The sequence below is a fragment of the Methylibium sp. T29-B genome, assembly GCF_000576225.1.
GTDB classification, from domain to species: domain Bacteria; phylum Pseudomonadota; class Gammaproteobacteria; order Burkholderiales; family Burkholderiaceae_C; genus Methylibium; species Methylibium petroleiphilum.
Genome location: NZ_AZSN01000018.1, coordinates 1 through 22247, shown reverse-complemented (window position 1 = coordinate 22247; position 22247 = coordinate 1). Strand labels below are relative to the sequence as shown.

General features: G+C 67.5%; 17 protein-coding genes and 6 pseudogenes. 7 read left to right on the top strand and 16 right to left on the bottom strand.

Annotation, left to right across the window (positions count from 1 at the left end; all coding sequences use genetic code 11):
• Positions 1-10 precede the first annotated feature (10 nt).
• The 14 genes and pseudogenes from wecC to Y694_RS04970 form a co-directional block, all read right to left on the bottom strand.
• Positions 11-1271: pseudogene (gene wecC, locus Y694_RS05035) on the bottom strand (UDP-N-acetyl-D-mannosamine dehydrogenase).
• 21 nt (positions 1272-1292) lie between these two features.
• Positions 1293-2420, bottom strand: coding sequence for a non-hydrolyzing UDP-N-acetylglucosamine 2-epimerase (gene wecB, locus Y694_RS05030; protein ID WP_036230392.1), 1128 nt, complete (start codon positions 2418-2420; stop codon positions 1293-1295).
• A 79-nt stretch (positions 2421-2499) separates the two neighbouring features.
• Positions 2500-4272 carry a polysaccharide biosynthesis/export family protein gene (locus tag Y694_RS05025; protein WP_231497542.1) on the bottom strand — a complete coding sequence of 591 codons (1773 nt, stop codon included), beginning with the start codon at positions 4270-4272 and terminating at the stop codon, positions 2500-2502.
• An 8-nt stretch (positions 4273-4280) separates the two neighbouring features.
• Complete coding sequence (locus tag Y694_RS05020) at positions 4281-5384, bottom strand: capsular biosynthesis protein (RefSeq protein ID WP_036230385.1); 1104 nt, start codon at positions 5382-5384, stop codon at positions 4281-4283.
• Complete coding sequence (locus Y694_RS05015) at positions 5381-6178, bottom strand: ABC transporter ATP-binding protein (RefSeq protein ID WP_081771212.1); 798 nt, start codon at positions 6176-6178, stop codon at positions 5381-5383. Before Y694_RS05015 ends, Y694_RS05020 begins: the two co-directional genes overlap by 4 nt.
• Before the next feature lie 9 nt (positions 6179-6187).
• Positions 6188-7000, bottom strand: a complete 813-nt coding sequence (locus Y694_RS05010; protein ID WP_051495576.1) for an ABC transporter permease — start codon at positions 6998-7000, stop codon at positions 6188-6190.
• Positions 6997-7359 carry a MarR family EPS-associated transcriptional regulator gene (locus tag Y694_RS05005; RefSeq protein ID WP_051495575.1) on the bottom strand — a complete coding sequence of 121 codons (363 nt, stop codon included), beginning with the start codon at positions 7357-7359 and terminating at the stop codon, positions 6997-6999. The genes Y694_RS05010 and Y694_RS05005 overlap by 4 nt, the downstream gene beginning before the upstream one ends.
• Before the next feature lie 82 nt (positions 7360-7441).
• Positions 7442-8565, bottom strand: a pseudogene (gmd, locus tag Y694_RS05000) (GDP-mannose 4,6-dehydratase).
• Between the two features lie 20 nt (positions 8566-8585).
• Positions 8586-9515 (bottom strand): GDP-L-fucose synthase, encoded by a 930-nt coding sequence (locus tag Y694_RS04995; protein WP_036230382.1) that lies wholly within the window; start codon positions 9513-9515, stop codon positions 8586-8588.
• 26 nt (positions 9516-9541) lie between these two features.
• Positions 9542-10093, bottom strand: coding sequence for a dTDP-4-dehydrorhamnose 3,5-epimerase (gene rfbC / locus Y694_RS04990; RefSeq protein ID WP_036230379.1), 552 nt, complete (start codon positions 10091-10093; stop codon positions 9542-9544).
• The gene (gene rfbA, locus Y694_RS04985; RefSeq protein ID WP_036230376.1) at positions 10093-10974 is read right to left on the bottom strand and encodes a glucose-1-phosphate thymidylyltransferase RfbA; all 882 of its coding nucleotides are present in this window, start codon (positions 10972-10974) and stop codon (positions 10093-10095) included. Before rfbA ends, rfbC begins: the two co-directional genes overlap by 1 nt.
• Before the next feature lie 27 nt (positions 10975-11001).
• Entirely contained in the window at positions 11002-11898 is an 897-nt protein-coding gene (gene rfbD, locus Y694_RS04980; RefSeq protein ID WP_036230372.1) for a dTDP-4-dehydrorhamnose reductase, read from the bottom strand.
• Positions 11895-12967: pseudogene (rfbB, locus tag Y694_RS04975) on the bottom strand (dTDP-glucose 4,6-dehydratase). Before rfbB ends, rfbD begins: the two are co-directional and overlap by 4 nt.
• Positions 12964-14433, bottom strand: coding sequence for a mannose-1-phosphate guanylyltransferase/mannose-6-phosphate isomerase (locus tag Y694_RS04970; RefSeq protein WP_036230369.1), 1470 nt, complete (start codon positions 14431-14433; stop codon positions 12964-12966). Before Y694_RS04970 ends, rfbB begins: the two are co-directional and overlap by 4 nt.
• 86 nt (positions 14434-14519) lie before the next feature.
• Here Y694_RS04970 and Y694_RS04965 point away from each other — a divergent pair, with 86 nt between their 5' ends.
• Both Y694_RS04965 and Y694_RS04960 read left to right on the top strand, forming a co-directional pair.
• The gene (locus tag Y694_RS04965; RefSeq protein WP_036230367.1) at positions 14520-15614 is read left to right on the top strand and encodes a glycosyltransferase; all 1095 of its coding nucleotides are present in this window, start codon (positions 14520-14522) and stop codon (positions 15612-15614) included.
• Between the two features lie 45 nt (positions 15615-15659).
• Positions 15660-17125 (top strand): annotated as a pseudogene (locus Y694_RS04960) (DEAD/DEAH box helicase).
• 8 nt (positions 17126-17133) lie between these two features.
• Here Y694_RS04960 and Y694_RS04955 read toward each other — a convergent pair.
• Together Y694_RS04955 and Y694_RS04950 are read right to left on the bottom strand one after the other, a co-directional pair.
• Positions 17134-17900: pseudogene (locus Y694_RS04955) on the bottom strand (SAM-dependent methyltransferase).
• Between the two features lie 22 nt (positions 17901-17922).
• Positions 17923-18513 (bottom strand): annotated as a pseudogene (locus Y694_RS04950) (Maf family nucleotide pyrophosphatase); the annotation flags it as partial.
• Positions 18514-18543: 30 nt separating this feature from the next.
• Between Y694_RS04950 and Y694_RS04945 the strand changes: the two are divergent.
• From Y694_RS04945 to Y694_RS04925, 5 genes are all read left to right on the top strand, one after another.
• A complete protein-coding gene (locus tag Y694_RS04945; RefSeq protein WP_036230365.1) occupies positions 18544-19107 on the top strand; it encodes a DUF177 domain-containing protein in 564 nt (187 codons plus the stop codon).
• 185 nt (positions 19108-19292) lie between these two features.
• Entirely contained in the window at positions 19293-19475 is a 183-nt protein-coding gene (gene rpmF, locus Y694_RS04940; protein WP_011828234.1) for a 50S ribosomal protein L32, read from the top strand.
• A 209-nt stretch (positions 19476-19684) separates the two neighbouring features.
• The gene (gene plsX, locus Y694_RS04935; RefSeq protein ID WP_051495574.1) at positions 19685-20791 is read left to right on the top strand and encodes a phosphate acyltransferase PlsX; all 1107 of its coding nucleotides are present in this window, start codon (positions 19685-19687) and stop codon (positions 20789-20791) included.
• Positions 20788-21786, top strand: coding sequence for a beta-ketoacyl-ACP synthase III (locus Y694_RS04930; RefSeq protein WP_036230360.1), 999 nt, complete (start codon positions 20788-20790; stop codon positions 21784-21786). The genes plsX and Y694_RS04930 overlap by 4 nt, the downstream gene beginning before the upstream one ends.
• 52 nt (positions 21787-21838) lie before the next feature.
• On the top strand, positions 21839-22247 hold a 409-nt coding region (locus tag Y694_RS04925; RefSeq protein WP_036230429.1), incomplete at its 3' end, for an ACP S-malonyltransferase.

Sequence of the window (22247 nt, the reverse complement as noted above, 5' to 3'; positions counted from 1 at the left end):
CGTGGCGGCCTCAGGCCTTGAGCAGGCCGACCGCGTCGATCACCGCCTTGCCCTTGGGCATCTCGCGGGCGATCACGCCGAACTGCCTGTGGGCGACGAGGAAGACGATGATGTCGGCCTGCGCGGCCGCCTGGACGGCGTCGACCAGCGAGTGGTCGCGCAGCGAGGCCGGCAGTTCGGCCACGTTCGGCTCGACGATCAGGAAGCGCGACTTCAGCGTCCTGGTCAGCGCCTCGGCGATGTGCAGCGCTGGGCTTTCGCGCAGGTCGTCGATGTTCGGCTTGAAGGCCAGGCCCATCAGCGCGATGCGCAGGTCGCCGGCGGCGCGGCCGGAGCGGGCCACGGCCTCGTGCACCTTGTTCATCACCCACTCGGGCTTGCCGTCGTTGACTTCGCGGGCGGTGCGGATCAGGCGCGCCTCGGCCGGGGTCTTGTCGACGATGAACCACGGGTCGACCGCGATGCAGTGGCCACCGACGCCGGCGCCCGGCTGCAGGATGTTCACGCGCGGGTGGCGGTTGGCCAGGCGGATCAGCTCCCAGACGTCGATGCCGAGCTTGTCGCAGATGATCGATAGCTCGTTGGCGAAGGCGATGTTGACGTCGCGGAACGAGTTCTCGGTGAGCTTGCACATCTCGGCGGTGCGCGCGTTGGAGACCAGCAGCTCGCCCTTGACGAAAGTGCGGTACAGCGCGACGGCCCGCTCGGAGCAGCGCGGCGTCAGCCGCCGACGATGCGGTCGTTCTCGACCAGCTCGCGCACCACGTGGCCGGGCAGCACACGCTCGGGGCAGTAGGCGACGTTGACGTCGATCTCGGTCGCGCCTCGGTCGGGAAGCGCAGGTCGGGGCGGGCCGCGGCAAGCCACTGCACCATCTGCTCGGTAGTACCGACCGGCGAGGTCGACTCCAGGACAACCAAGTTGCCCTTGCGCAGTACCGGCGCAATCGATTCGGCGGCCGACTTGACGTAGCTGACGTCAGGCTCGTGATCTCCCTTGAAAGGGGTCGGCACGGCAATCAGAAAGGCGTCGGCAGCTTCCGGCTGCGTCGTCGCACGCAACCACCCTTGAGTGACTGCGCTATGGACGATCATGTCCAGTTCCGGCTCGACGATGTGGATGCGGCCCTGATTGATCGTGTCGACGGCGTGGGCGTTGATGTCGACGCCAATCACCTTGGTGCGGCGCGCGGCAAACATCGCGGCCGTCGGCAGCCCGATGTAGCCCAGTCCGATCATCGAGACGGTTGTGAAGGTTTCGGGTGCGCTCATGGTGTTCAGCGGAAAGACGTCTCAGATGGGTTGCGAAGCGAGCAGCTGTGCAATGCGCTCACAGGCATGGCCGTCGCCGTAGGGGTTGTGAGCGAAGCTCATGCGCTCGTACTCCGTGCGATCGTCCAGAAGCAGCGAGACACCGTCGACGATGGATCGGGTGCACGTGCCGACCAGGCGCACGGTGCCTGCCTCCACGGCTTCGGGGCGTTCGGTGGTGTCGCGCATCACGAGGACCGGCTTGCCGAGAGAGGGCGCTTCTTCCTGGATGCCGCCGGAGTCGGTGAGGATCACGGTGGCACGGTTCATCAGGTAGACGAACGGCAGGTAGTCCAGCGGCTCGATGAGATGCACGTTGCCAATGCCACTGAGCAGGCGCTGCACCGGTTCACGCACATTGGGATTCAGGTGCACGGGATAGACCAGTTGCAGGTCTTCGTACCTTCGGGCCAGCGAGGCCAGGGCCTCGCAAATGCGCTCGAAGCCGTCACCGAAGTTCTCGCGGCGATGGCCGGTGACCAGGAGCACCCGGCTGCCTTCAGGCAGGTAGGAGAACTGCCTTGCAAAGCCGCTACCCAGCAATGGCGTCGCTTCCAGCTTGTGCTGCACGGCCAGCAGGGCGTCGATCACGGTGTTGCCGGTCACCACGATCCGGTCCGGCGCGACGTTCTCTCGCAGCAGGTTGTCGCGCGCCGCGGGGGTCGGAGCGAAGTGGAGACGAGCCAAGCTGGCTGTGAGCTTGCGATTGGCTTCTTCCGGCCAGGGCGAGTAGAGGTTGCCGGTGCGCAACCCGGCCTCGACGTGACCGACGGGAATCCGCTGGTAGAACGCTGCCAGCGAGGCGGCGAAGGTGGTCGTGGTGTCGCCATGGACCAGCACGATGTCGGGCCGCTCCGCCTCGTAGACCCGCCGCGTTGCCTGGAGCACTTCGCTCGTGATCGAGAAAAGATCCTGTCCGGGCCGCATGACGTTCAAGTCGTGGTGAGGCTCGATCTCGAACAATTCCAGCACCTGGTCGAGCATCTGCCGGTGCTGCGCGGTCACGCACACACGGCTGTCGATGCCGGGCGTGGCTTCGAGTCGCTTCACCAGCGGCGCCATCTTGATGGCTTCGGGACGGGTCCCGAAGACGGTCAGTATTCGTTTCATTCTTTTTGGGGGTGCGGCATTCGGCACCCGCCCTTCACTTCATTGAGAGGGTGCGGCTCTGATCGCGGACGACAGCAAGCTACAGATCGAGCAACACCTTCGCTGCAATCGCAATCTGGTAGATGATCTGCGTGATGCCGCGCGTCAGCTCCACACTCTTGGTCTCGATCTTCGGCAGCACCATGATCTCGTCGCCTGGCTGCAGTGCTGCGCGCTTGCCCTCGGCAATGCTGCCGTCCTGGCGCATGACGATAAGCTTGGCTTCGTCGGCGCCCTGGGTGTAGCCCCCGGCGCGGTTGATGTAATCGGTGGCATTGGCCCGGCTGTCGTAGACCAGCGCGTTCGGAAACAGCACCTCGCCGCTCACCAGCACCAGGTTGCTGCGCTCGGGCACGCGAATGATGTCGCCGTCTTCGAGCAGGGTGTCGCCGGCCGCTGTGCCCTGCGCCAGGATCACCTGCCCGCGAGGCTCGATCTTGCGCGCCCGTTCGATGAATTCCAGGATCTGCTGGCCCTCGCGACCACGGAGCGCGGCTTCCTCGCTGGTGGCCGAGCGTGCGGTCAGCGCATAGGTTTCCAGGCTGCGCAGCGAGGATTCCATGAGTTCCTTCTGCCGTGCTGCCACTGAGCGCCGGAACAGCTGCAGCGCTTCGACCCGAGCCTGCGGCGCCGGCTTCAGGCGAGCGAGCGCATCCTTCAGGTGGGCGCCATAAGGCAGCACCAGCGTCCGTTCGCCGAGGTGCGCGCCGTCGATGCGCACAAGGATCGTGCCGGGGTATTTGTCCGACGTGACCGTAACTTCATCGCCGTCCTGAATGGTGACCCGTGAGGCTTCGGCCAGAGCGTGGTATTCGCTGCGCCGCTCGGCGCCCACCTTGCGCACGATGCTCAAGTGCGTGGCCCCTGGGCGCGGGCGGGCCACGGCCAGCAGTTCGTTGCCGCTCACCTGGGCCTGGCCGAACTCGAAGATGTAAGGGTTGAGCACTTCCCCGCCCACCTGCACGGTGTGCTTCCGCGGCGAGGCGACGATGGTGTCGCCGTCCTGCAGCTGGAGCGGTGCAATCTGCCCGTCGAGCAGGAAGCGGTAGAGGTTGACCTTGGCGCGCGGCTGGCCGCCACGCAGCACGTCCACCTCGAGGTAGCTGCCGCGGTCGGGATCGATGCCGCCCGCACGGTCCAGGTAGGCCAGCACGGAGTCCGACGACAAGCCGCTGTAGAGCCCCGGGGCCCGCACGAAGCCGGTGACGTAAATCTTGACGGGCTGGGCGGCTTCGAGGGTCGCGTACAGGCCGACGTTGGAGCGGAAGGTGCGCTTGACCTGAGTCTCGACCTGCTTGTTCAGGTCGACATTGCGCACGCCGAGCACGCTGATCGGGCCGACGTTGGGGACGAACACATTGCCCTGGGCATCGACGGTCTGGGTGGCTTCGTAGTTGAAGGCGCCCCACATGCGGATGTGGACGCGGTCACCCACCGCGATCTGGTAGTCGGGATTGAAGCCGGTGAAGGCCTGGCCCCCGAAGCGGCCGGTGAAGATCTGCGAGCCGAAGACGATGGGTTTCAGCGCCGTGTAGGGATCCGGCGGCAAGGGGCCTCCTGGCAGAGACGGTGCACTGGCCGGCGCCGAAGCTGCGGAGGCAGCCGGCTGCGCAGGCCTTGGGAAATCGGGGATCTCGGTGAGCCCTCGCGGGCCCAGGTTCAGCGGGTCGTTGAAGGTTTGCTGGGCGCTTGCCGGTACCGGCAGGCACACGGGCAGCAGCGCCAGCGCCAGCATGCCTGCCGCCCGTGCGAGAGCTGCCCTCCATGACTGGAAGGCCCGACCGCTGTAGTTCATGAGTAGATTCTTGTGCATGCGCGGTCTCAGTCAAGATGCTCGCGTATCGTTGCGATCACGAGCCGGACGATGCCATAGAGCAGCAGGCTCACGACCAGCAGCGTCACCAGGTTGTAGATGCGTCGCGGGTAGATGGCCGTCTCGGGCAAGGAGGGCGGCTCGATGACGACCAGGCTCTTGATCTTGCGGGCAGCGTCGATCCTCGAGTTCTCCACCGATGCCAGCGCCACCTTGTAGGAGTCTTCCGCAAAGCCGGCCTGCAAGATCAATTCCTGGAAGTCGGCGGCCAGCCGGTTCAGGCGTTCCCCGCTGCGTCCGGAGGTGGCGCGAAGTCGCTCCACTTCGAGCTGCGCGCGGGCGGCGTCGAGTTGGCTGCGCAGCGCCTTGACCTGGTAACTGTTGTTGTTGAGGTAGGTGAGCGCATTGCGCAGCTCGGTTTCCTGGCGCGCGAGTCCCGCCTGCAACTCTGCCGTGAGTGCGCCGCTGGCCTGGGCCTGTGCCACCGGATCCAGCAGCTTGTGCTTGGTCTGGAAGGCCAGCACATCGGTCTTGGCCTTCTGCAGCCGCGTGGCGGCACGCTCGAGTTCCGTCTCGGAGAAGCCCATCTGCTCACGCGCCATGCGCTGCGAGAAGGCATTCACGAAGCGCTCACTGTCCTCCAGGATGGCGGCGTTCAGCTTCTGCGCGAACTCCGGTTCGAATCCCTGCACGCGCACCGTGAGCAATGAGGTGAGGTCGTCGAAGTGAACCTCGATGCGGTTGCGGTAGTAGTCGAGAAACTCCTCTTGGCTGTGGCTCCCGTAAAGCCGGAACAGCAGATCGGCCTTCTCTGCCTCGTAGTGGGCCCGCAAGCCCAGCTGCGCATCGAGCCGCTTCAGCAGATCGAGAGAGTGGATGTACTGCTGCAGGTAGAGCGTTTCTTCACGGGACGGTGGATTGACGCCGGCCAGCATCAGCGCCACACCGGGAATGGGTGACTGCTCCTGGTTCGCCTGACGGACCGTGATGATGGATTCGCTGACGTAGCGGTCGGCAGCGAACAGGCCGTAGTACAGCGCTGCCAGAACCAGAGGCAGCACGATCAACAGCAGCTTCAGGCGTCGCGGATTGAGCGACAACAATTGGTTCATGCGGATGCTTCTGTCGGGTTCGAGGAAATAACGTCGAGTTGTGGCGCTGCGGAAACCGCGCTCGATGCCTGCGCTGCGGCGCGAGCTGCTCGTGCATCACGCTTTATCTTGGCTGCTCGGCGGACCGCTGCTTCGTCGACCGGGCCTTGGTAAGCCAGGATGCCGGCCTCCACATCCTCGTAAAGGGTGGCGCTGCCTTTCTTGATCAGAACGACCACGTCGCACCATTCTCGGATGTCCCGCATGTTGTGCGACACGAGGATCAGCTTCGATCGCTCCAGTCGGCTGCGGAATGCCACCTGGCACTTCGCACGGAACTGTGCATCGCCGACGGACATCACCTCGTCGATCAGGTAGTAGTCGAAGTCGAAGGCCATGCTCAGCCCGAAGGCGAGGCGTGAGCGCATGCCGGACGAATACGACTTGACCGGCAGGTCGAAATACTCGCCGATCTCGGCGAAGGCTTCCACCTCGGTGATCTTCGACTGCATAGACTTGCCCACGGCACCGTACACGCGGCAGACGAAACGCACATTGTCCCGGCCGCTCAAGGTTCCTTGCATGCCCCCGGAAAGGCCCACGGGCCAGGAAATGTTCACGTCGCTGATCACCTTGCCCTGGTCGGGTGCTTCGATGCCGCCGAGCAGTCGCATGAGCGTGGACTTGCCCGCGCCGTTGGGACCGATCAGGCCGATGCTGGCGTCGTCGGGAAATCGAAAATTCAGGTCGCGGAAGACATAGCGCCTCCCGTGGGGCGTCGGATAAGACTTGGTGACGTGGCGCAGCTCGATCATTGGGATGACTTAACGGGCCAGCAGCCGGAAACGGCGGACGCGGTACAGCGCCAGACTCAGTGCCAGTGTCACTAGGGATACTGCCGCTGGATAGGACAAGTTGACTTGTTCGATGACGCGGTAGTGATCAACGAAGGCGCCACGGTGAGTCTCGATCAGATGCAAAAGCGGGTTCCACAGTAGCCAGGGCAGAAAGTCGGCCGGCAGCGAGTGGAGCGGGAACATCACTCCTGACAGGAAGTACAAGGGCATGAACATCAGGCGAATGAAAACGCGCAACTGCGGCCAGTCGTCTGTCAGCACCGTCAGAGTTAAGCCGAGTCCGAATCCGAAAACGATCAATACGACGCTCGCAACGGCGAGGTGCAACGGGCGGTCCGGAAACCATTGAAAGCCCGCCCAACCCAGCGCAACGAGGAACACCACGAAAAGCACGCTGTAGATCAGTACTTCCATGCCGGCACGTGCAATCAGCACGTCGATCGGCTTGACCTGGCGATAGCCGAAAAGAGCACGACTGCCATCCATGGCGCCCATCAATCGGAGCGCCAGGTTTCGGAAGATCAGATAGGGAATCAGGCCGGTCACCAGAAACAGCGGAAATGGAATGCCCGGCACGACGCGGTTCCGCAAATAGCCGAACAGCAGCATCAGGATGATCACGTGGGCCAGCGGCTCGAAGAGCGTCCAGATGCCGCCCAGCCAGCGCCCGCCGAAACGCGCCTTCAGGTCGCGCTGGAGCAGCGCGAACAGCACTGCGCGCTGAATCTGCCAGGGCGTGCGTTTGCCCGGCGCTGCGGATGCCGTCAGCCCGGTGTTCAAGGGCGAGACTCCTCGGCATTCAGTTCATGGCGCAAGGCCGCGATCGTCTTCTGCAACTGCTCGAACTCGGCTTCCTTGCGCGACAGAAAGCGCCGGGTCAGTCGAAGCTTTTCGCGCAGCCCGGCCGGCGTCAGCAGATAGGCATACGCCAGCTTGCGGTCGCTGCGCCTGAAGTTGCTCGCCTTGACCAGGCCGCGGTCCAGCAAGGCGCGCAGCAGGTAGTGCGTCTTCCCCAGGCTCAGCCCCAATGCCGCGGACAGTTCACGCTGCGAGAGCGCGGGTTGCCGTTCCAGGACGCGCAGGACTTGCAGGTGTGCCGCATCCGCATCCGGTGCGTTGACGGCAATGACGTGTGACATGCTGGGCCTGTTCACGGGGTGAACGCCGAGTGTAGCCGTGCACCAAAACTGGTCGGCCCACACTGTCGACGAGGTGCCGTCGTCATTCCCGGTAGTCGTAGGCTCGGAAGCCTGCCCGCCGGACCAGATTGTCGCGTTGGGCTGAGGCGTAGTCGGCCTCGACCATCTCCCTCACCAGCTCCGGCAGCGTCGTGGTCGGTTGCCAGCCAGCTTGGCCTTGGCCTTGCTGGGATCGCCCAGCAGCGTCTCGACCTCGGTAGGCCGGAAGTAGCGCGGGTCGACCCGCACGATCACGTCGCCCACCTTGCATTGAGCGCGCGCGTCGTCCACCGCCGTGACGGTGCCGATCTCCTGCTCGCCCTGGCCGGTGAAGGCCAGCCGGATGCCGAGTTCGGCCGCGGCCAGCTCCACGAACTGCCGCACGCTGTACTGCACGCCGGTGGCGATGACGAAGTCTTCGGGCTGAGGCTGCTGCAGCATCAGCCATTGCATCTCGACGTAGTCGCGGGCGTGTCCCCAGTCGCGCAGCGAACTCAGGTTGCCCAGGTACAGGCAATCCTGCAGCCCCAGGGCGATGCGCGCCACCGCCCGCGTGATCTTGCGGGTGACGAAGGTCTCGCCACGCAGCGGGCTCTCGTGGTTGAACAGGATGCCGTTGCAGGCATACAGCCCGTAAGCCTCGCGGTAGTTCACCGTGATCCAGTAGGCGTACATCTTCGCCACGGCATACGGGCTGCGCGGGTAGAACGGTGTGGTTTCCTTCTGCGGTGTTTCCTGGACCAGCCCGTAGAGCTCGCTGGTGCTGGCCTGGTAGAAGCGAGTCTTCTTCTCGAGGCCGAGGATGCGGATGGCCTCCAGCAGGCGCAGCGTGCCGATGCCGTCGGCATTGGCGGTGTACTCCGGCGTCTCGAAGCTCACCGCCACGTGGCTCATGGCCGCTAGGTTGTAGATCTCGTCGGGTTGCACCTGCTGGATGATGCGGATCAGGTTGGTGCTGTCCGTCAGGTCGCCGTAGTGCAGCGTGAAGCGCTGGTGGTCCACATGCGGGTCCTGGTACAGGTGGTCGATGCGGTCGGTGTTGAACAGGCTGGCGCGTCGCTTGATGCCGTGCACGTCGTAGCCCTTGTCGAGCAGCAGCTCGGACAGGTAGGCGCCGTCCTGCCCGGTCACGCCGGTGATCAAAGCAGTCTTCTTGGGGTCGGCCATGTCGTTCTTCCCAGGGTTCATCAGGGCTGCGCGAACGGTGCCGCCGCGTAGGCGAGGCGGAGCCCCGCCTCGAGCGGAACCTTCGCGCGCCATCCAAGCGCCGTGAGGCGCGAGACATCGAGCAGCTTGCGCGGCGTGCCGTCGGGTTTGCTGCTGTCGAAGACGATGCGGCCCTCGAAGCCGACCACGCGCATCACCGTCTCGGCGAGTTCGCGGATGGTGAGGTCCGTGCCGCAGCCCACGTTGACGATCGGGCCGTCGTATCCCAGCTCCATCAGGTGGACGCAGGCGTCGGCCAGGTCGTCCACGTACAGGAACTCGCGCCGTGGCGTCCCGCTGCCCCAGACCACCAGTTCGCCGTCGCCGCGCAGCCGGGCCTCGTGCGCCTTGCGCAGCAGGGCCGGCAGCACATGGCTGGTCGCCAGGTCGTAGTTGTCGTTGGGGCCGTACAGGTTGGTTGGCATCGCGCTGACGTACTGGCGACCGTGCTGGCGGTTGTAGCTCTCGCACAGCTTGATGCCGGCGATCTTGGCGATCGCATACGGTTCGTTGGTTGCTTCGAGCGGGCCGGTCAGCAGGGAGTCTTCCCGAATCGGCTGCGGGCAGTCGCGCGGGTAGATGCAGCTCGAGCCGAGGAACAGCAGCTGCTGCACGCCGGCCAGGTGGGCACCGTGGATGAGGTTGGCCTCGATCAGGAGGTTCTCGTACAGGAAGTCGGCGCGGTACCGGTCGTTGGCGGCGATGCCACCGACCTTGGCCGCGGCCACCACGCAGTACTCGGGCCGATGTTCCGCCAGGAACGCGTGGACGGCGCGCTGGTCCAGCAGGTCCAGCTGCTCGCGCGAGGCCGTGAGGACGCTGGTGTAGCCCGCCGCCTGCAACCGGCGCACGATCGCCGACCCCACCATGCCGCGGTGGCCGGCAACGAAGATGCGCGTGTTCTTGTTCATGGACCTGCGGTCGTGGAGGGTTGGCGTCAGTCGAAGACCGGCGCCTCTGCGAGCCCGGGAGCCTGAGCGTCACGGGCCGAAAGTGTAGGGGGACTGTCCATCGGCGGCCATTCGATGCCGATCTCGGGATCGTCCCAGCGCACCGCGCCCTCGGCCCCGGGGGCGTAGTAGCTCGTCGTCCGGTACGAGACCTCGGCCGTTTCGCTGAGCGCAAGGAAGCCGTGCGCGAATCCCGGCGGAATCCACAGCAGCTGCGGCCTTTCGGCGGTCAGCTCGACGCCGAGCCAGCGCCGGAAGTTCGGACTGCTGCGGCGCACATCGACGACGACGTCGAACACCCGGCCGGCGATCACCCGCAGCAGCTTGCCCTGTGCACAGGGCGGCAGTTGGTAGTGCAGCCCGCGCAACACGCCGCGCTGCGAGCGGGAGTGAACGTCCAGCACGAAGTTCACGGCCTGGCCTAGCGCTGTTTCGAAGGCCTGCTGGTGGAAGACCTCCGTGACGAACCCCCGTGCGTCACGGAACACCTCCGGCTCGAACAGCAACACTTCGGGTAGGGCTGTCGGGATCGCCTTCATCAGTAGACCTTTTCCCGCAGCACACGCAGCAGATATTGGCCGTAGCCGTTCTTCAGCATCGGGGACGCCAGCGCCTCGAGTTGCCCGGCATCGATCCAGCCGGCGCGGAAGGCCACTTCCTCGGGGCAGGCCACCTTCAGGCCCTGGCGCTTCTCGAGCGTGGCGATGAACTGGCCGGCATCGAGCAGGCTGTCGGGGGTGCCGGTGTCCAGCCAGGCATACCCGCGTCCCAGGATCTCCACCTCGAGCCGGCCCGCACGCAGGTAGTGCGTGTTGACGTCGGTGATCTCCAGCTCGCCGCGCGCGCTCGGCCGCAGCCCGGCGACGATGTCGCAGACCTGCTCGTCGTAGAAGTACAGGCCGGTCACGGCGTAGCCGCTCTTCGGCGCTTGCGGCTTCTCCTCGATGCGGATGGCACGGCGCTGCGCGTCGAACTCCACCACGCCGTAGCGCTCCGGGTCCTGCACGTGACAGGCGAAGACGGTGGCCCCGGCCGGCCGCGCTGCAGCGCGGACCAGCAGGCGCTGGAGGTCATGGCCATGGAAGATGTTGTCACCGAGCACCAGCGCACTCGGCGCGCCCGCGATGAAGTCGCGCCCGAGCGTGAAGGCCTGCGCCAATCCGTCCGGACTGGGCTGCACGCCGTAGCGGAGGCTCAGGCCCCAGCGCGCACCGTCGCCGAGCAGCGCTTCGAAGCGGGAGAGATCCTGCGGTGTGCTGATGACGAGGATGTCGCGGATGCCGGCCAGCATCAGCGTGGTGAGGGGGTAGTACACCATCGGCTTGTCGTACACCGGCAGCAGCTGCTTGCTGAGGGCCAGCGTCGCCGGGTGCAGCCGGGTGCCGGTTCCGCCGGCGAGGAGGATGCCTTTTCGATGCATGGATGTTCCGCGGTCGGCCAGCGGCCGTCAGCGCCCCAGCAGTTCGATCAGCAGGCGGTCGACGCCGTCCTGCCAGGGCGGAAGATGGAGGCCGAAACAGGCTTGCAGCCTGCCGGTGTCGAGGCGCGAATTGAGCGGCCGTCGAGCCGGCGCCGGACAGGCGCTGTCGGGGACCGCGCGGAGAGCCTCTGCTGTCAGTTTCAGCGGGTGCCCGTGCATGCGCGCCCGCTCGATGAGGAAGCGGGCGTAGCCATGCCGGCTGGTCTCGCCGCTGGCGGCCACGTGGTAGGTGCCGGCGAGCGAGGCTTGCTGTCGAAGCGCCCGCAGCGCGTGCGCGGTGACGTCGGCCAGCAGGTCGGCGCCGGTGGGGGCGCCGATCTGGTCGTCGACGACCTCGAGCCACTCGCGTTCGGCGCCCAGGCACAGCACGGTCTTCGCAAAGTTGCTGCCGCGTGCTGCATGAATCCAGCTGGTGCGCAGGATCAGGTGGCGGCAGCCGCTGGCGCGGATGGCCTGCTCCCCCTCGAGCTTGGTGGCGCCGTAGACGTTGAGCGGCGCGGGCAAGGCGTTCTCGTCACGCGGCGCACTGCCCGAGCCGTCGAACACGTGGTCGGTGCTGAAGTGCACCAGGGTTGCATTCAGCATCGTTGCCTCGCGGGCCAGCACCGCGGGCGCGATGGCGTTGACGGCTCGCGCGAGCGCCGGCTCGCGCTCGGCCCGGTCGACGGCGGTGTAGGCCGCTGCATTCACGATGATGTCCGGGCGCACGTGGCGCACCGTCGCCACCAAGGCCTCGGGGCAGCCGAGATCGGCCGCGAGTGGCGCGCTGTCGCGCGCCAGCGCGAGCAGTTCGCCGAGGGGGGCGAGCGCGCGCTGGAGCTCCCAGCCCACCTGGCCGTTCTTGCCGAGCAGCAGGATCCTCATGCGGGGCCTGGGGTTCGCGTGGCGTAGTTCTGTGCCACCCAGTCGCGGTAGCTGCCGCTTTGCACCTCGCGCACCCAGCCGGCATGAGCGAGGTACCACTGGACCGTCTTGCGGAGCCCCGTCTCGAAGGTTTCGGTCGGCCGCCAGCCCAGCTCCCGTTCGATCTTGCGGGTGTCGATCGCGTAGCGCCGGTCATGACCGGGACGGTCGGCGACCAGGCGGATCAGGCGTTCGTACGGGCCGGCGGGATCGGGCTGCAGTTCGTCGAGCAGCGCGCACACGCGCCGCACGGTGTCGATGTTGGCGAACTCGCTCCCTCCGCCGATGTTGTAGGTCTCGCCGACACGGCCTCGTTCGAGCACGGTACGGAGCGCCCGGCAGTGGTCGCCGACGTGCAGCCAATCGCGGATCTGCAGGCCATCGCCGTAGACCGGCAGTGTCTGGCCGGCGAGCGCATTGACGATCGTCAGCGGGATCAGTTTCTCGGGGAAATGGTAGGGCCCGTAGTTGTTCGAACAGTTCGACGTCACCACCGGCAGATCGTAGGTGCAATGCCAGGCTCGGGCGAGGTGGTCGCTGGCGGCCTTGCTGGCCGCGTAGGGGCTGCTCGGATCGTAGGCGTGTGTTTCGGTGAAGGCCGGTGCCCCGGGCTCGAGCGAGCCGAACACCTCGTCGGTGCTGACGTGGAGGAAGCGGAACGATTCCCGCCTGCCGGCGGCCAATCCGGACCAGTACGCGCGCGCGGCTTCGAGCAGCACGAACGAGCCTTCGACATTGGTGTGCAAGAAGGCCCCGGGCCCGTGGATAGACCGATCGACATGGCTTTCTGCGGCCAGATGAACGATCGCCCGGGCTGGTGGTCGGCCAGCAGCCGGTCGAGCAACGGCCGATCGCGGATGTCGCCGCGCACGAAGACATGCCGGGCATTCCCTTGCAACGAGGCGAGATTGCGCAGGTTGCCGGAGTAGGAGAGGACGTCGAGGTTGACGACCGGCTCGTCGGTCGATGCGATCCAGTCGAGAACGAAGTTGCTGCCGATGAAACCGGCACCGCCGGTCACGAGGATCATTTGCGGTCCGTGCCGACTCCGTCCGCTCTGCCGTAGGTGTCAGAGAAGCGCACGATGTCGTCCTCACCGAGATAGCTGCCGGACTGCACCTCGATGATCTCGAGGGGGATCGAGCCCGGATTCGCCAGCCGGTGCACTTCCCCGAGCGGAATGTAGGTGCTTTGGTTCTCGGTCAGCAGTCTCTTGCTCTCGCCACAGGTCACTTCCGCCGTCCCCGAGACGACGATCCAGTGTTCGGCGCGGTGGTGGTGCATCTGCAGGCTCAGCGTGGCGCCGGGCTTGACCAGGATGCGCTTCACCTGAAACCGGGCGCCTGCGTCCACGCTGTCGTACCAGCCCCAGGGCCGGTGGACGCGCCGATGCAGCGTGCCCTCGTTGCGGCCCTCGCGCTGGAGGCTGGCGACGATCTGCTTGACCTGCTGGCTGCGCGAGCGATCGGTCACGAGCACCGCGTCCGGCGTTTCCACGATGATCACGTCGTCGAGGCCGATGGCGCCGACCAGCCGGCTGGTCGCGTGGACCAGCGTGTTGCGGCTGTCCTCGATCAGCGCGTCGCCGTGCGAGGCATTGCCCTGGGCATCGCGCTCGCTGACCTGCCACACCGCGTCCCAGGCCCCGAGGTCGCTCCAGCCGGCGTCCAGCGGCACCATCTTCACACTGAAGCCGCTGGCCGCGTCGGCCGGGCAGGGCTCCATCACCGCGTAGTCGATCGATTCACCGGGGATGGCCGCGAAGGCGGCCTTGTCGGGCCGCACGAAGCTCGCGTCGGTGCTGCGGCCGGCCCAAGCGGCTTCGGTGGCCTGGGCAATGTCCGGCCGGAAATGCGCCAGCGCGGCCAGCCACACCGAAGCACGCAGCACGAACATGCCGCTGTTCCAGGCATAGCCGCCGTCGGCGAGGTAGCGCTCGGCGGTGGCCCGATCGGGCTTCTCGACGAAGGCCTTGACGCGCCGCACCGCTCCGGTGTCTTCGCTGTGGATGTAGCCGAAGCCGGTTTCCGGGCGGTCGGGCACGATGCCGAGCGTGACGAGGCTGCCGTCGGCCGCGGCGGCCACCGCCTGCCGCAGGGCGCGTGTGAAGGCCGGGCCGTCGGTCACGGTCTGGTCCGCCGGCGTGACGACGAGGATGCTGTCGTCGCCGTGGGCGGCGCGGCTGGCGAGCGCGGCCAGGGTAAGGGCGGGCGCCGTGTTGCGACCGATGGGCTCGAGCAGCACGGTTGATTGTCTCGTGCCGATCTCGCGCAACTGCTCCAGCAGCATGAACCGGTGTTCCTCGTTGCCGACCACCAGCGGCGCGGCGATGGTCGTGTGCGGGTCGGCCAGGGCGGCCAACCTCAGGCAGGCCTGCTGGAACAGGGTCGACGTACCGGACAGGGCCAGGAACTGCTTAGGGTAGAGCGCGCGGCTGAGTGGCCAGAGCCGCGTGCCGGAGCCGCCGGCGAGGACGACAGGCGTGATGTGATGCATGGTGGCAAAAGTGAGGGGCAAGCGCAGTCCCACTATAGCGGCGCGCCTCGAGGGGTCCGGATGTGCGCGCTCGGTAAACTGCCCCGATGCTTCTGTTTCTCTGCGCGTTCGCCGCGTCGGCCATCCTGACCTTGCTGGTGGTCCGCTCGAACCGCACTCATGCCCGGTTCTCCGCCGATCCGGACCAGGGCGGCCCGCAGAAATTCCATGCACGCTCCGTGCCGCGGGTGGGTGGGATCGGCATCGTCGGCGGGCTGCTGTTCACGGCCACGCTGCTGTGGTGGATGCGCGGCGGCGAGCCTGCGCACTATGCCGTCTGGTTGCTGCTGTGCGGCCTGCCGGCCTTTGCCGCAGGCCTGGCCGAAGACGTGACCAAGCGTGTCTCGGCCACCTGGCGCCTGCTGGCGACGGCGGCCGCTGCGCTGCTGGGGGTGTTGTTGCTCGGCGGGACCATCACGCGCACCGACCTGTGGGGGCTGGACTGGGTCGCGTCGTTCACGATCGGTGCGGCCTTTCTCGCGATCTTCACGGTGACGGGCATTGCCAATGCCATCAACATCATCGACGGCTTCAACGGGCTGGCATCGATGTGCGTGATGATGATGATGCTGGCCATCACCTATGTGGCCAACCAGGTGGGCGACAGCACCATCGCGCTGCTGGCGCTGGCCGGCGCCGGGGCCGTGCTGGGCTTCTTCGTCTGGAACTTCCCGGCCGGACTGATCTTCCTGGGCGACGGCGGCGCCTATTTCCTGGGCTTCTACCTGTCCGAACTCAGCATCCTGCTGCTGCACCGCAACCCCGAGGTGTCGCCGCTGTTCCCGCTGCTGATGGCCATCTACCCGGTGTTCGAGACCCTGTTCTCGATGTACCGGCGCCGGGTGGTCCGCGGGCGCGGCGTGGGCATTCCCGACGGCGTCCACCTGCACAGCCTGATTTATCGGCGCCTGCTGCGCTGGGCCGTCGGCAGCCGCGACGCGGCCGCGCTGACGCGGCGCAATTCCATGACCGCGCCCTACCTGTGGCTGCTGTGCATGCTGGCGGTGGCGCCCAGCGTGCTGTTCTGGGACAACTCTCGAGTCCTGGGCATCTTCATCCTGTTGTTCGGACTGTCGTACACCCTGCTGTACGGGATGATCGTGCGCTTCAAGGCCCCCCGCTGGCTGGTTCTGAGACGCTGAAACCCGGCTGGCCGATAATGGCGGTCAATGCAAGACGATCTCACGATGGCGTCACCGGCCCTGCCGGCCGAGGCGCCGCCCGCCCGTTTCGACACCCTCGCGCTCGATCCGAAGCTGCTCCGCGCGGTGGCCGAATCCGGTTACCTGCTGATGACTCCGATCCAGGCCAAGGCGATTCCACTCGTGCTGGCCGGCCGCGACGTCATGGGCGCCGCGCAGACCGGCACCGGCAAGACGGCGGCCTTCTCGCTGCCCCTGCTGCAGAAGATGCTCAAGCACGAGAGCAGCAGCACGTCGCCGGCCCGCCACCCGGTGCGGGCCCTGGTGCTGGCCCCGACGCGTGAGCTGGCGGACCAGGTTGCCAACAACGTCAAGACCTACTCCAAGCACACCCAGCTGCGCGCCACGGTCGTGTTCGGCGGCATCGACATGAAGCCGCAGACGGCCGAATTGAAGCGCGGCGTCGAGGTACTGATCGCGACGCCGGGGCGGCTGCTCGACCACATCGAGGCCAAGAACTGCTCGCTCAGCCAGGTGGAGTACGTGGTGCTCGATGAGGCCGACCGCATGCTCGACATCGGCTTCCTGCCCGATCTGCAGCGCATCCTGAGCTACCTGCCCAAGAGCCGGCAGACGCTGCTGTTCTCGGCCACTTTCTCGCCCGAGATCAAGAAGCTGGCCAACAGCTACCTGCAGGACCCGATCCTGGTCGAGACGGCGCGGCCCAATGCCACGGCGTCGACGGTCGAGCAGCGCTTCTACCGTGTCGAGGACGACGACAAGCGCAACGCCGTGAAGCAACTGCTGCGCACGCGGGCCATCACGCAGAGCATCGTCTTCGTCAATTCCAAGCTGGGCGCGGCGCGCCTGGCGCGCGCCTTCGAGCGCGACGGCCTGCGCACCCAGGCCCTGCACGGCGACAAGTCCCAGGACGAGCGCCTGAAGGCCCTGGCCGCGTTCAAGGCCGGCGAGGTGGACTTGCTGGTGGCCACCGATGTGGCCGCACGCGGCCTCGACATCGCCGACCTGCCGGCGGTGTTCAATTTCGACGTGCCCTTCAACGCCGAGGATTACGTGCACCGCATCGGCCGCACCGGCCGCGCCGGGGCCTCGGGCCTGGCGATCACGCTGGTGTCGCGCGACGATGCCCGGCTGGTGTCCGACATCGAGAAGCTGATCAAGAAGAAGCTCGATATCGAGGCGCTCGAACTCGAGGACGACCGTCCTCGCCGTGCGCCGCGGCGTGACGACGGCGAGCGCGACGGCATGCGCCGCGAGGACGACGGGCGCCGGATCAGCGCTGCCGCTGCTGGCGATCGGCCTGCGCCGGCGCGGCGCCCCACCCCGCCGGCAGCGCCTCCGATCCGTTCTTCAGCCAGCCCTACGAGGCCCAGGCCGGCATCGAGCCCGTGTGGGAGAAGTCGGCCGCCCAGGCGTCGACGCCCAGCAGCGGGCTGTCGCGCTACATCAAGGCCAAGAAGCGCGTGGCGTCCTTGCTAGGCGGCAAATAAGGCGGCGATCAGCCTGCCAGCAAGGCGAACACCGCCGGCACGTCGGCCGGCAGTTCCATCGGGCGCTGGCGCCACTGCGCCACCCGTGCACTGCGGGTCCAGCCGCCCGGTAGGGTCAGGCCGCAACTGACGCTCAACCAGGTGTCCGGCGCAAGCGCACTGAGCAGCGCCCGGAGCAGGGCGCCATTGCGGTAGGGGGTCTCGATCATCAGCTGCGTCTGGCCGAGACGGCGTGACAGCGCCTCCAACTCCTTCAGCCGCTGGGCCTGCGCGCCGGCTTCCTGCGGCACGTACCGACGAAGGCGAAGCTCTGGCCGTTCAGGCCGCTGGCGGCCAGCGCCAGCAGCAGCGAGGTCGGGCCAGGCAAGGGCTGCACGCTCACGTCGGCCGCATGCGCGGCCGCTACCAGAGCGGCGCCAGGGTCGGCAACGGCGGGCAGGCCGGCTTCGCTGATCAGCCCGATGTCGTGGCCATCGAGCGCGGGGGCCAGCAGTGCCCGCAGATCGGCCGGCTCGGCCGCGTGGCGGCCTTTCGGCGATCGCGGCAGTTCACGGATCTCCAGGGTTTGCAGCGGCTGCGCCAGCGGCGTGATGCCGTCCACGCGCTTCAGGAAGGCGCGGGTCGACTTGGCGTTCTCGCACACCCAGTACTGCAACCGGGCTGCGGCGTCGATCACGCCCTGCGGCAGCACCTCGTGGAGATCGGGCGGGGGCAGGCTGCCGGTCAGTGTGCCGAAGTCCAGGGTGTTCGGCACCAGGATCAGTCGGCCCTTCATCCTGGCTCCGCGACAGCACGTCGAGCCCGGCCTCGCGCAGCAGCTTGACGGTGGCGATCAGCGGCAGGCCGATCAGGGCGGTCGGGTCGTCGGATTCGATCGCGTCGAGCAACGCGATCCCCAGGCCTTCGGACTTGGCGCTGCCAGCGCAGTCGTAGGGCTGTTCCGCGCGCAGGTAAGCCTCGATCTCCGCGTCGCCCAGCGTCCTGAAACGCACTGCTACCGGCACGCGCAGCAGTCGCTCGAAGCCGGTGGCCGGTCGCACCACCGCCAGCGCCGTCTGGAAGACCACGGTGCGGCCACTCATCGAACGCAGTTGCTCGACTGCGCGCTGGTGCCCGCCGGGCTTGCCGATCGGCGTGCCGTCCAGGTCAGCCACCTGATCGGAGCCGATCACGACCGCGTCGGCATGGCGCGCCGCCACCTCGCGTGCCTTGGCGAGCGCCAGGCGCTCGGCCAGCGCGGCAGGGGCTTCGCCGGCGAGGGGCGTCTCGTCGACGCGCGGACTGTCCACCTCGAAGGGCACGCGCAGGCGCATCAACAGCTCGCGCCGGTAGCGTGAGGTGGAGCCGAGGATCAGGCGAGGCGGCGGCGTGGGGGTCATGGGCGCCATTGTCGGTGCGGCGCATAAACTCCGGGCGCGATGAAACCGAGCGAACAGAATCCCTTGCGCCTGAACGTCGCCGGCCTGGCGGCGGACGCGGCCAGCTTGTCGGGTACGTGGTCGCTGACGACGCTGGAGCGTTTGGCGGCCAGCGCTCATGCCGAGGCGCCGCCGGCCGCCGGCGACGAGGTCGTCTGGGCCGCCCGGGGCGAGCAGCGTCGGCGCACGGGTGGCAGCCCGGAGGTCTGGATGCACTTGCAGGCCCGCACGTCAGTCCGACTGCAGTGCCAGCGTTGTCTGGCGCCGGTCGAGGTCGCGCTGGACTGCGATCGGTGGTTCCAGTTCGTGGCGACCGAGGATGCCGCTGCCGCCCTCGACGCCGACAGCGAGGACGATGTGCTCGAACTGACCCGGGCGCTGGACCTGCGCGAACTCGTCGAGGACGAGTTCCTGCTGTCATTGCCGGTGGTGCCGCGGCACGATCGTTGTCCCGAGCCGCTGGTCGTTCCCGGCGATGTCTTGGCCGCCGAGCCCGTGGCGCCCGCGAAGGAGAACCCGTTCGCCGTGCTCCAGGCACTCAAGACGCCCAAGGCCGGCCACTGACCCGGCCGACGTTCCGGGTATACTCGCGGGCTGTTTTATATTTCTGCCGGGTTTGCCCGGCATGAAAGCTGCCGGCGCATGGCGCTCCGGCATGGACCATCCGCCAAGGTGCTCCGGTCGATCCGGGGGTGCCACGGCAGCGCCCGGCGTCTGGTCGCCGGGCACGCAAGACCCAGGAGCCCCTCATGGCCGTTCAACAGAACAAGAAGTCCCCATCGAAGCGCGGCATGCACCGCTCGCACAACGCCCTGAACACCCCGGGCCTGGCGATCGAGCCGACCACCGGTGAAACCCATCTGCGCCACCACATCAGCGCGACCGGTTTCTACCGCGGCCGCAAGGTGCTGAAGACCAAGGCGGATGCCTGAATCGGTGCGGCCCGGCGCCTCGTGCGGCCGGGCAGCGTCATCCTGCTTCGCAACGCGCCCGGCATGCCTGATTGAAGGCGGCCGGGCGTTGTCGTTGGTTCGGCGGCAACGTGCAAGCGCTGCTTCGCGCGTCACTTGCCACCGCTCCGCGCAAGGCTTAGCGTGTCGCCTGTGACCCGGCCAAGGCCCGCCTCCGCTCCGTCGACACCATGAACGACCCGCTCGCTTCCGCTGCCGAGGCCCGGTCTGCCACGGTGCGCCTGGCCGTCGACTGCATGGGCGGCGACCATGGTCCTTCGGTCACGCTACCGGCCTGTCGGGCCTTCCTGGCGGCCCATCCCGGCGCCGAGCTGTTGCTCGTCGGACGCCCCGAGGCGCTGGCGCCGGCGGACGGCTGGGAGCGCTGCACGCTGGTGTCGGCGAGCGAGGTGGTCGCGATGGACGACCCCGTCGAGGTGGCCCTCCGGCGCAAGCGCGACTCGTCGCTGCGCGTCGCGATCAGCCAGGTCAAGCCGGTCGATGGCGTGGCGGCGGCGCAGGCCTGTGTCTCTGCGGGCAACACGGGGGCGCTGATGGCCGTGGCGCGCTATGTGCTCAAGACACTCGACGGCATCGATCGCCCGGCGATCGCTACCGTGATGCCGAACCAGCTCGATGGTCACACCACCGTGCTCGATCTCGGCGCCAACGTCGACTGCACGGCCGAACACCTGCTGCAGTTCGCGGTGATGGGCAGCGCGCTGGTGGCCGCCGTCGAGGGCAAGGCGAACCCAAGCGTCGGCCTGCTGAACATCGGCGAAGAGGCGATCAAGGGCAGCGAGACCATCAAGCGCGCCGGCGAATTGCTGCGCGCCGCAGCCGCCGGCGGCCAGCTCAACTTCGTCGGCAACGTTGAGGGCAACGACATCTTCACCGGCCGCACCGACATCGTCGTGTGCGACGGTTTCGTCGGCAATGTGGCGCTGAAGACGGCCGAAGGCCTGGCCTCGATGCTGTCGAGCTTCATTCGCCAGGAGTTCACCCGCAGCTGGTACAGCAAGCTGGCAGCGCTGGTGGCGTTGCCCGTGCTCAGGCACTTCAAGAACCGGGTCGACCACCGCCGCTACAACGGTGCGGCGCTGCTCGGCCTGCGCGGCCTGGTGTTCAAGAGCCACGGTTCGGCCGATGCCTTTGCTTTCGAGCAGGCGCTCAACCGGGCTTATGATGCCGCGCGAAACCGACTGCTCGATCGGGTCCACGACCGCATCAGCGCGACGCTGCAGGCCCTGCCGGCCGATGTGGGCGCGCCGGACGGTCAGGTGCCCGAAGCCGCATGACCCCCTCTGCCTCTTCCCTTCCTCGCTACGCGCGCATCACCGGCACCGGCAGCTACCTGCCGCCGCGTCGCCTGACCAACGCCCAGCTCGCCGCCGAACTGGCTCAGAGCGGCGTCGAGACCTCCGATGAATGGATCGTCGAGCGCACCGGTATCCGCGCACGCCACTTCGCGGCGCCCGACGTCGCCTGCAGCGACCTGGCCGTCGAAGCCGCTCGCCATGCACTCGAGGCAGCAGGGCGGCAGGCGGCCGAGATCGACCTGATCATCGTGGCGACCTCCACGCCCGACATGGTCTTCCCCTCGACGGCCTGCATCGTGCAGCACAAGCTCGGTATCGCCGGCTGCCCGGCCTTCGACCTGCAGGCGGTGTGTTCCGGCTTCGTCTATGCGCTGTCGGTGGCCGATGCCATGATCCGCACGGGCGCCGCCAGCAGGGCGCTCGTGATCGGTGCCGAGGTGTTCTCCCGCATCCTCGATTTCAAGGATCGCACCACCTGCGTGCTGTTCGGCGACGGTGCCGGTGCCGTGGTGCTGGAGGCCAGCGACACGCCGGGCATCCTGGCGACCGAGCTGCATGCCGACGGCAGCCATGTGGGCATCCTGTGCGTGCCGGGCACGGTAGCTGGCGGCCACGTCACCGGCGATCCGCTGCTCAAGATGGACGGACAGGCGGTGTTCAAGCTCGCCGTCCGGGTGCTCGACGAGGCGGCGCGCGCGGTGCTGGCCAAGGCCGGCCGCCAGGAGGCGGACGTCGACTGGCTGATTCCGCACCAGGCCAACATCCGCATCATGCAGGGCACGGCCAAGAAGCTGAAGCTGCCGCTGGAGAAGCTGGTCGTGACCGTCGACGAGCACGGCAATACGTCGGCCGCCTCGGTGCCGCTGGCGCTGGACCACGCGGTGCGCAGCGGCCGGGTCAAGCCGGGCGACACGGTGATGCTCGAAGGCGTGGGCGGCGGCTTCACCTGGGGCGCGGTGCTGCTCGACCTGTGATCGGCGCCGGGCCCGCCCGGCCAGAAGCCATAAGAAGATTGGGAAGTTCTCGATGTCAGCATTCGCATTTGTCTTTCCCGGCCAGGGCTCCCAGACCGTCGGCATGCTCGACGCCTGGGGCGATCACCCGGTCGTGGGCGAGACCCTGGCCGAAGCCTCGCAGGCGCTCGGCGAGGATCTGGTCGCGCTGATCCGGTCGGGTCCGAAGGAGGCACTGGATCTCACCTCGAACACCCAGCCGGTGATGCTCGCAGCCAGCATCGCCTGCTACCGCGCCTGGCTGGCCGAGACCGGCCGGTCGCCGTCGATCGTGGCTGGGCACTCGCTGGGCGAGTACAGCGCCCTGGTGGCGGCCGGCGTGCTGAGCTTGGCGGACGCGGTGCCGCTGGTCCGGCTGCGGGCGCAGGCGATGCAGGACGCGGTGCCGGTCGGCGCCGGCGCCATGGCGGCCATCCTCGGGC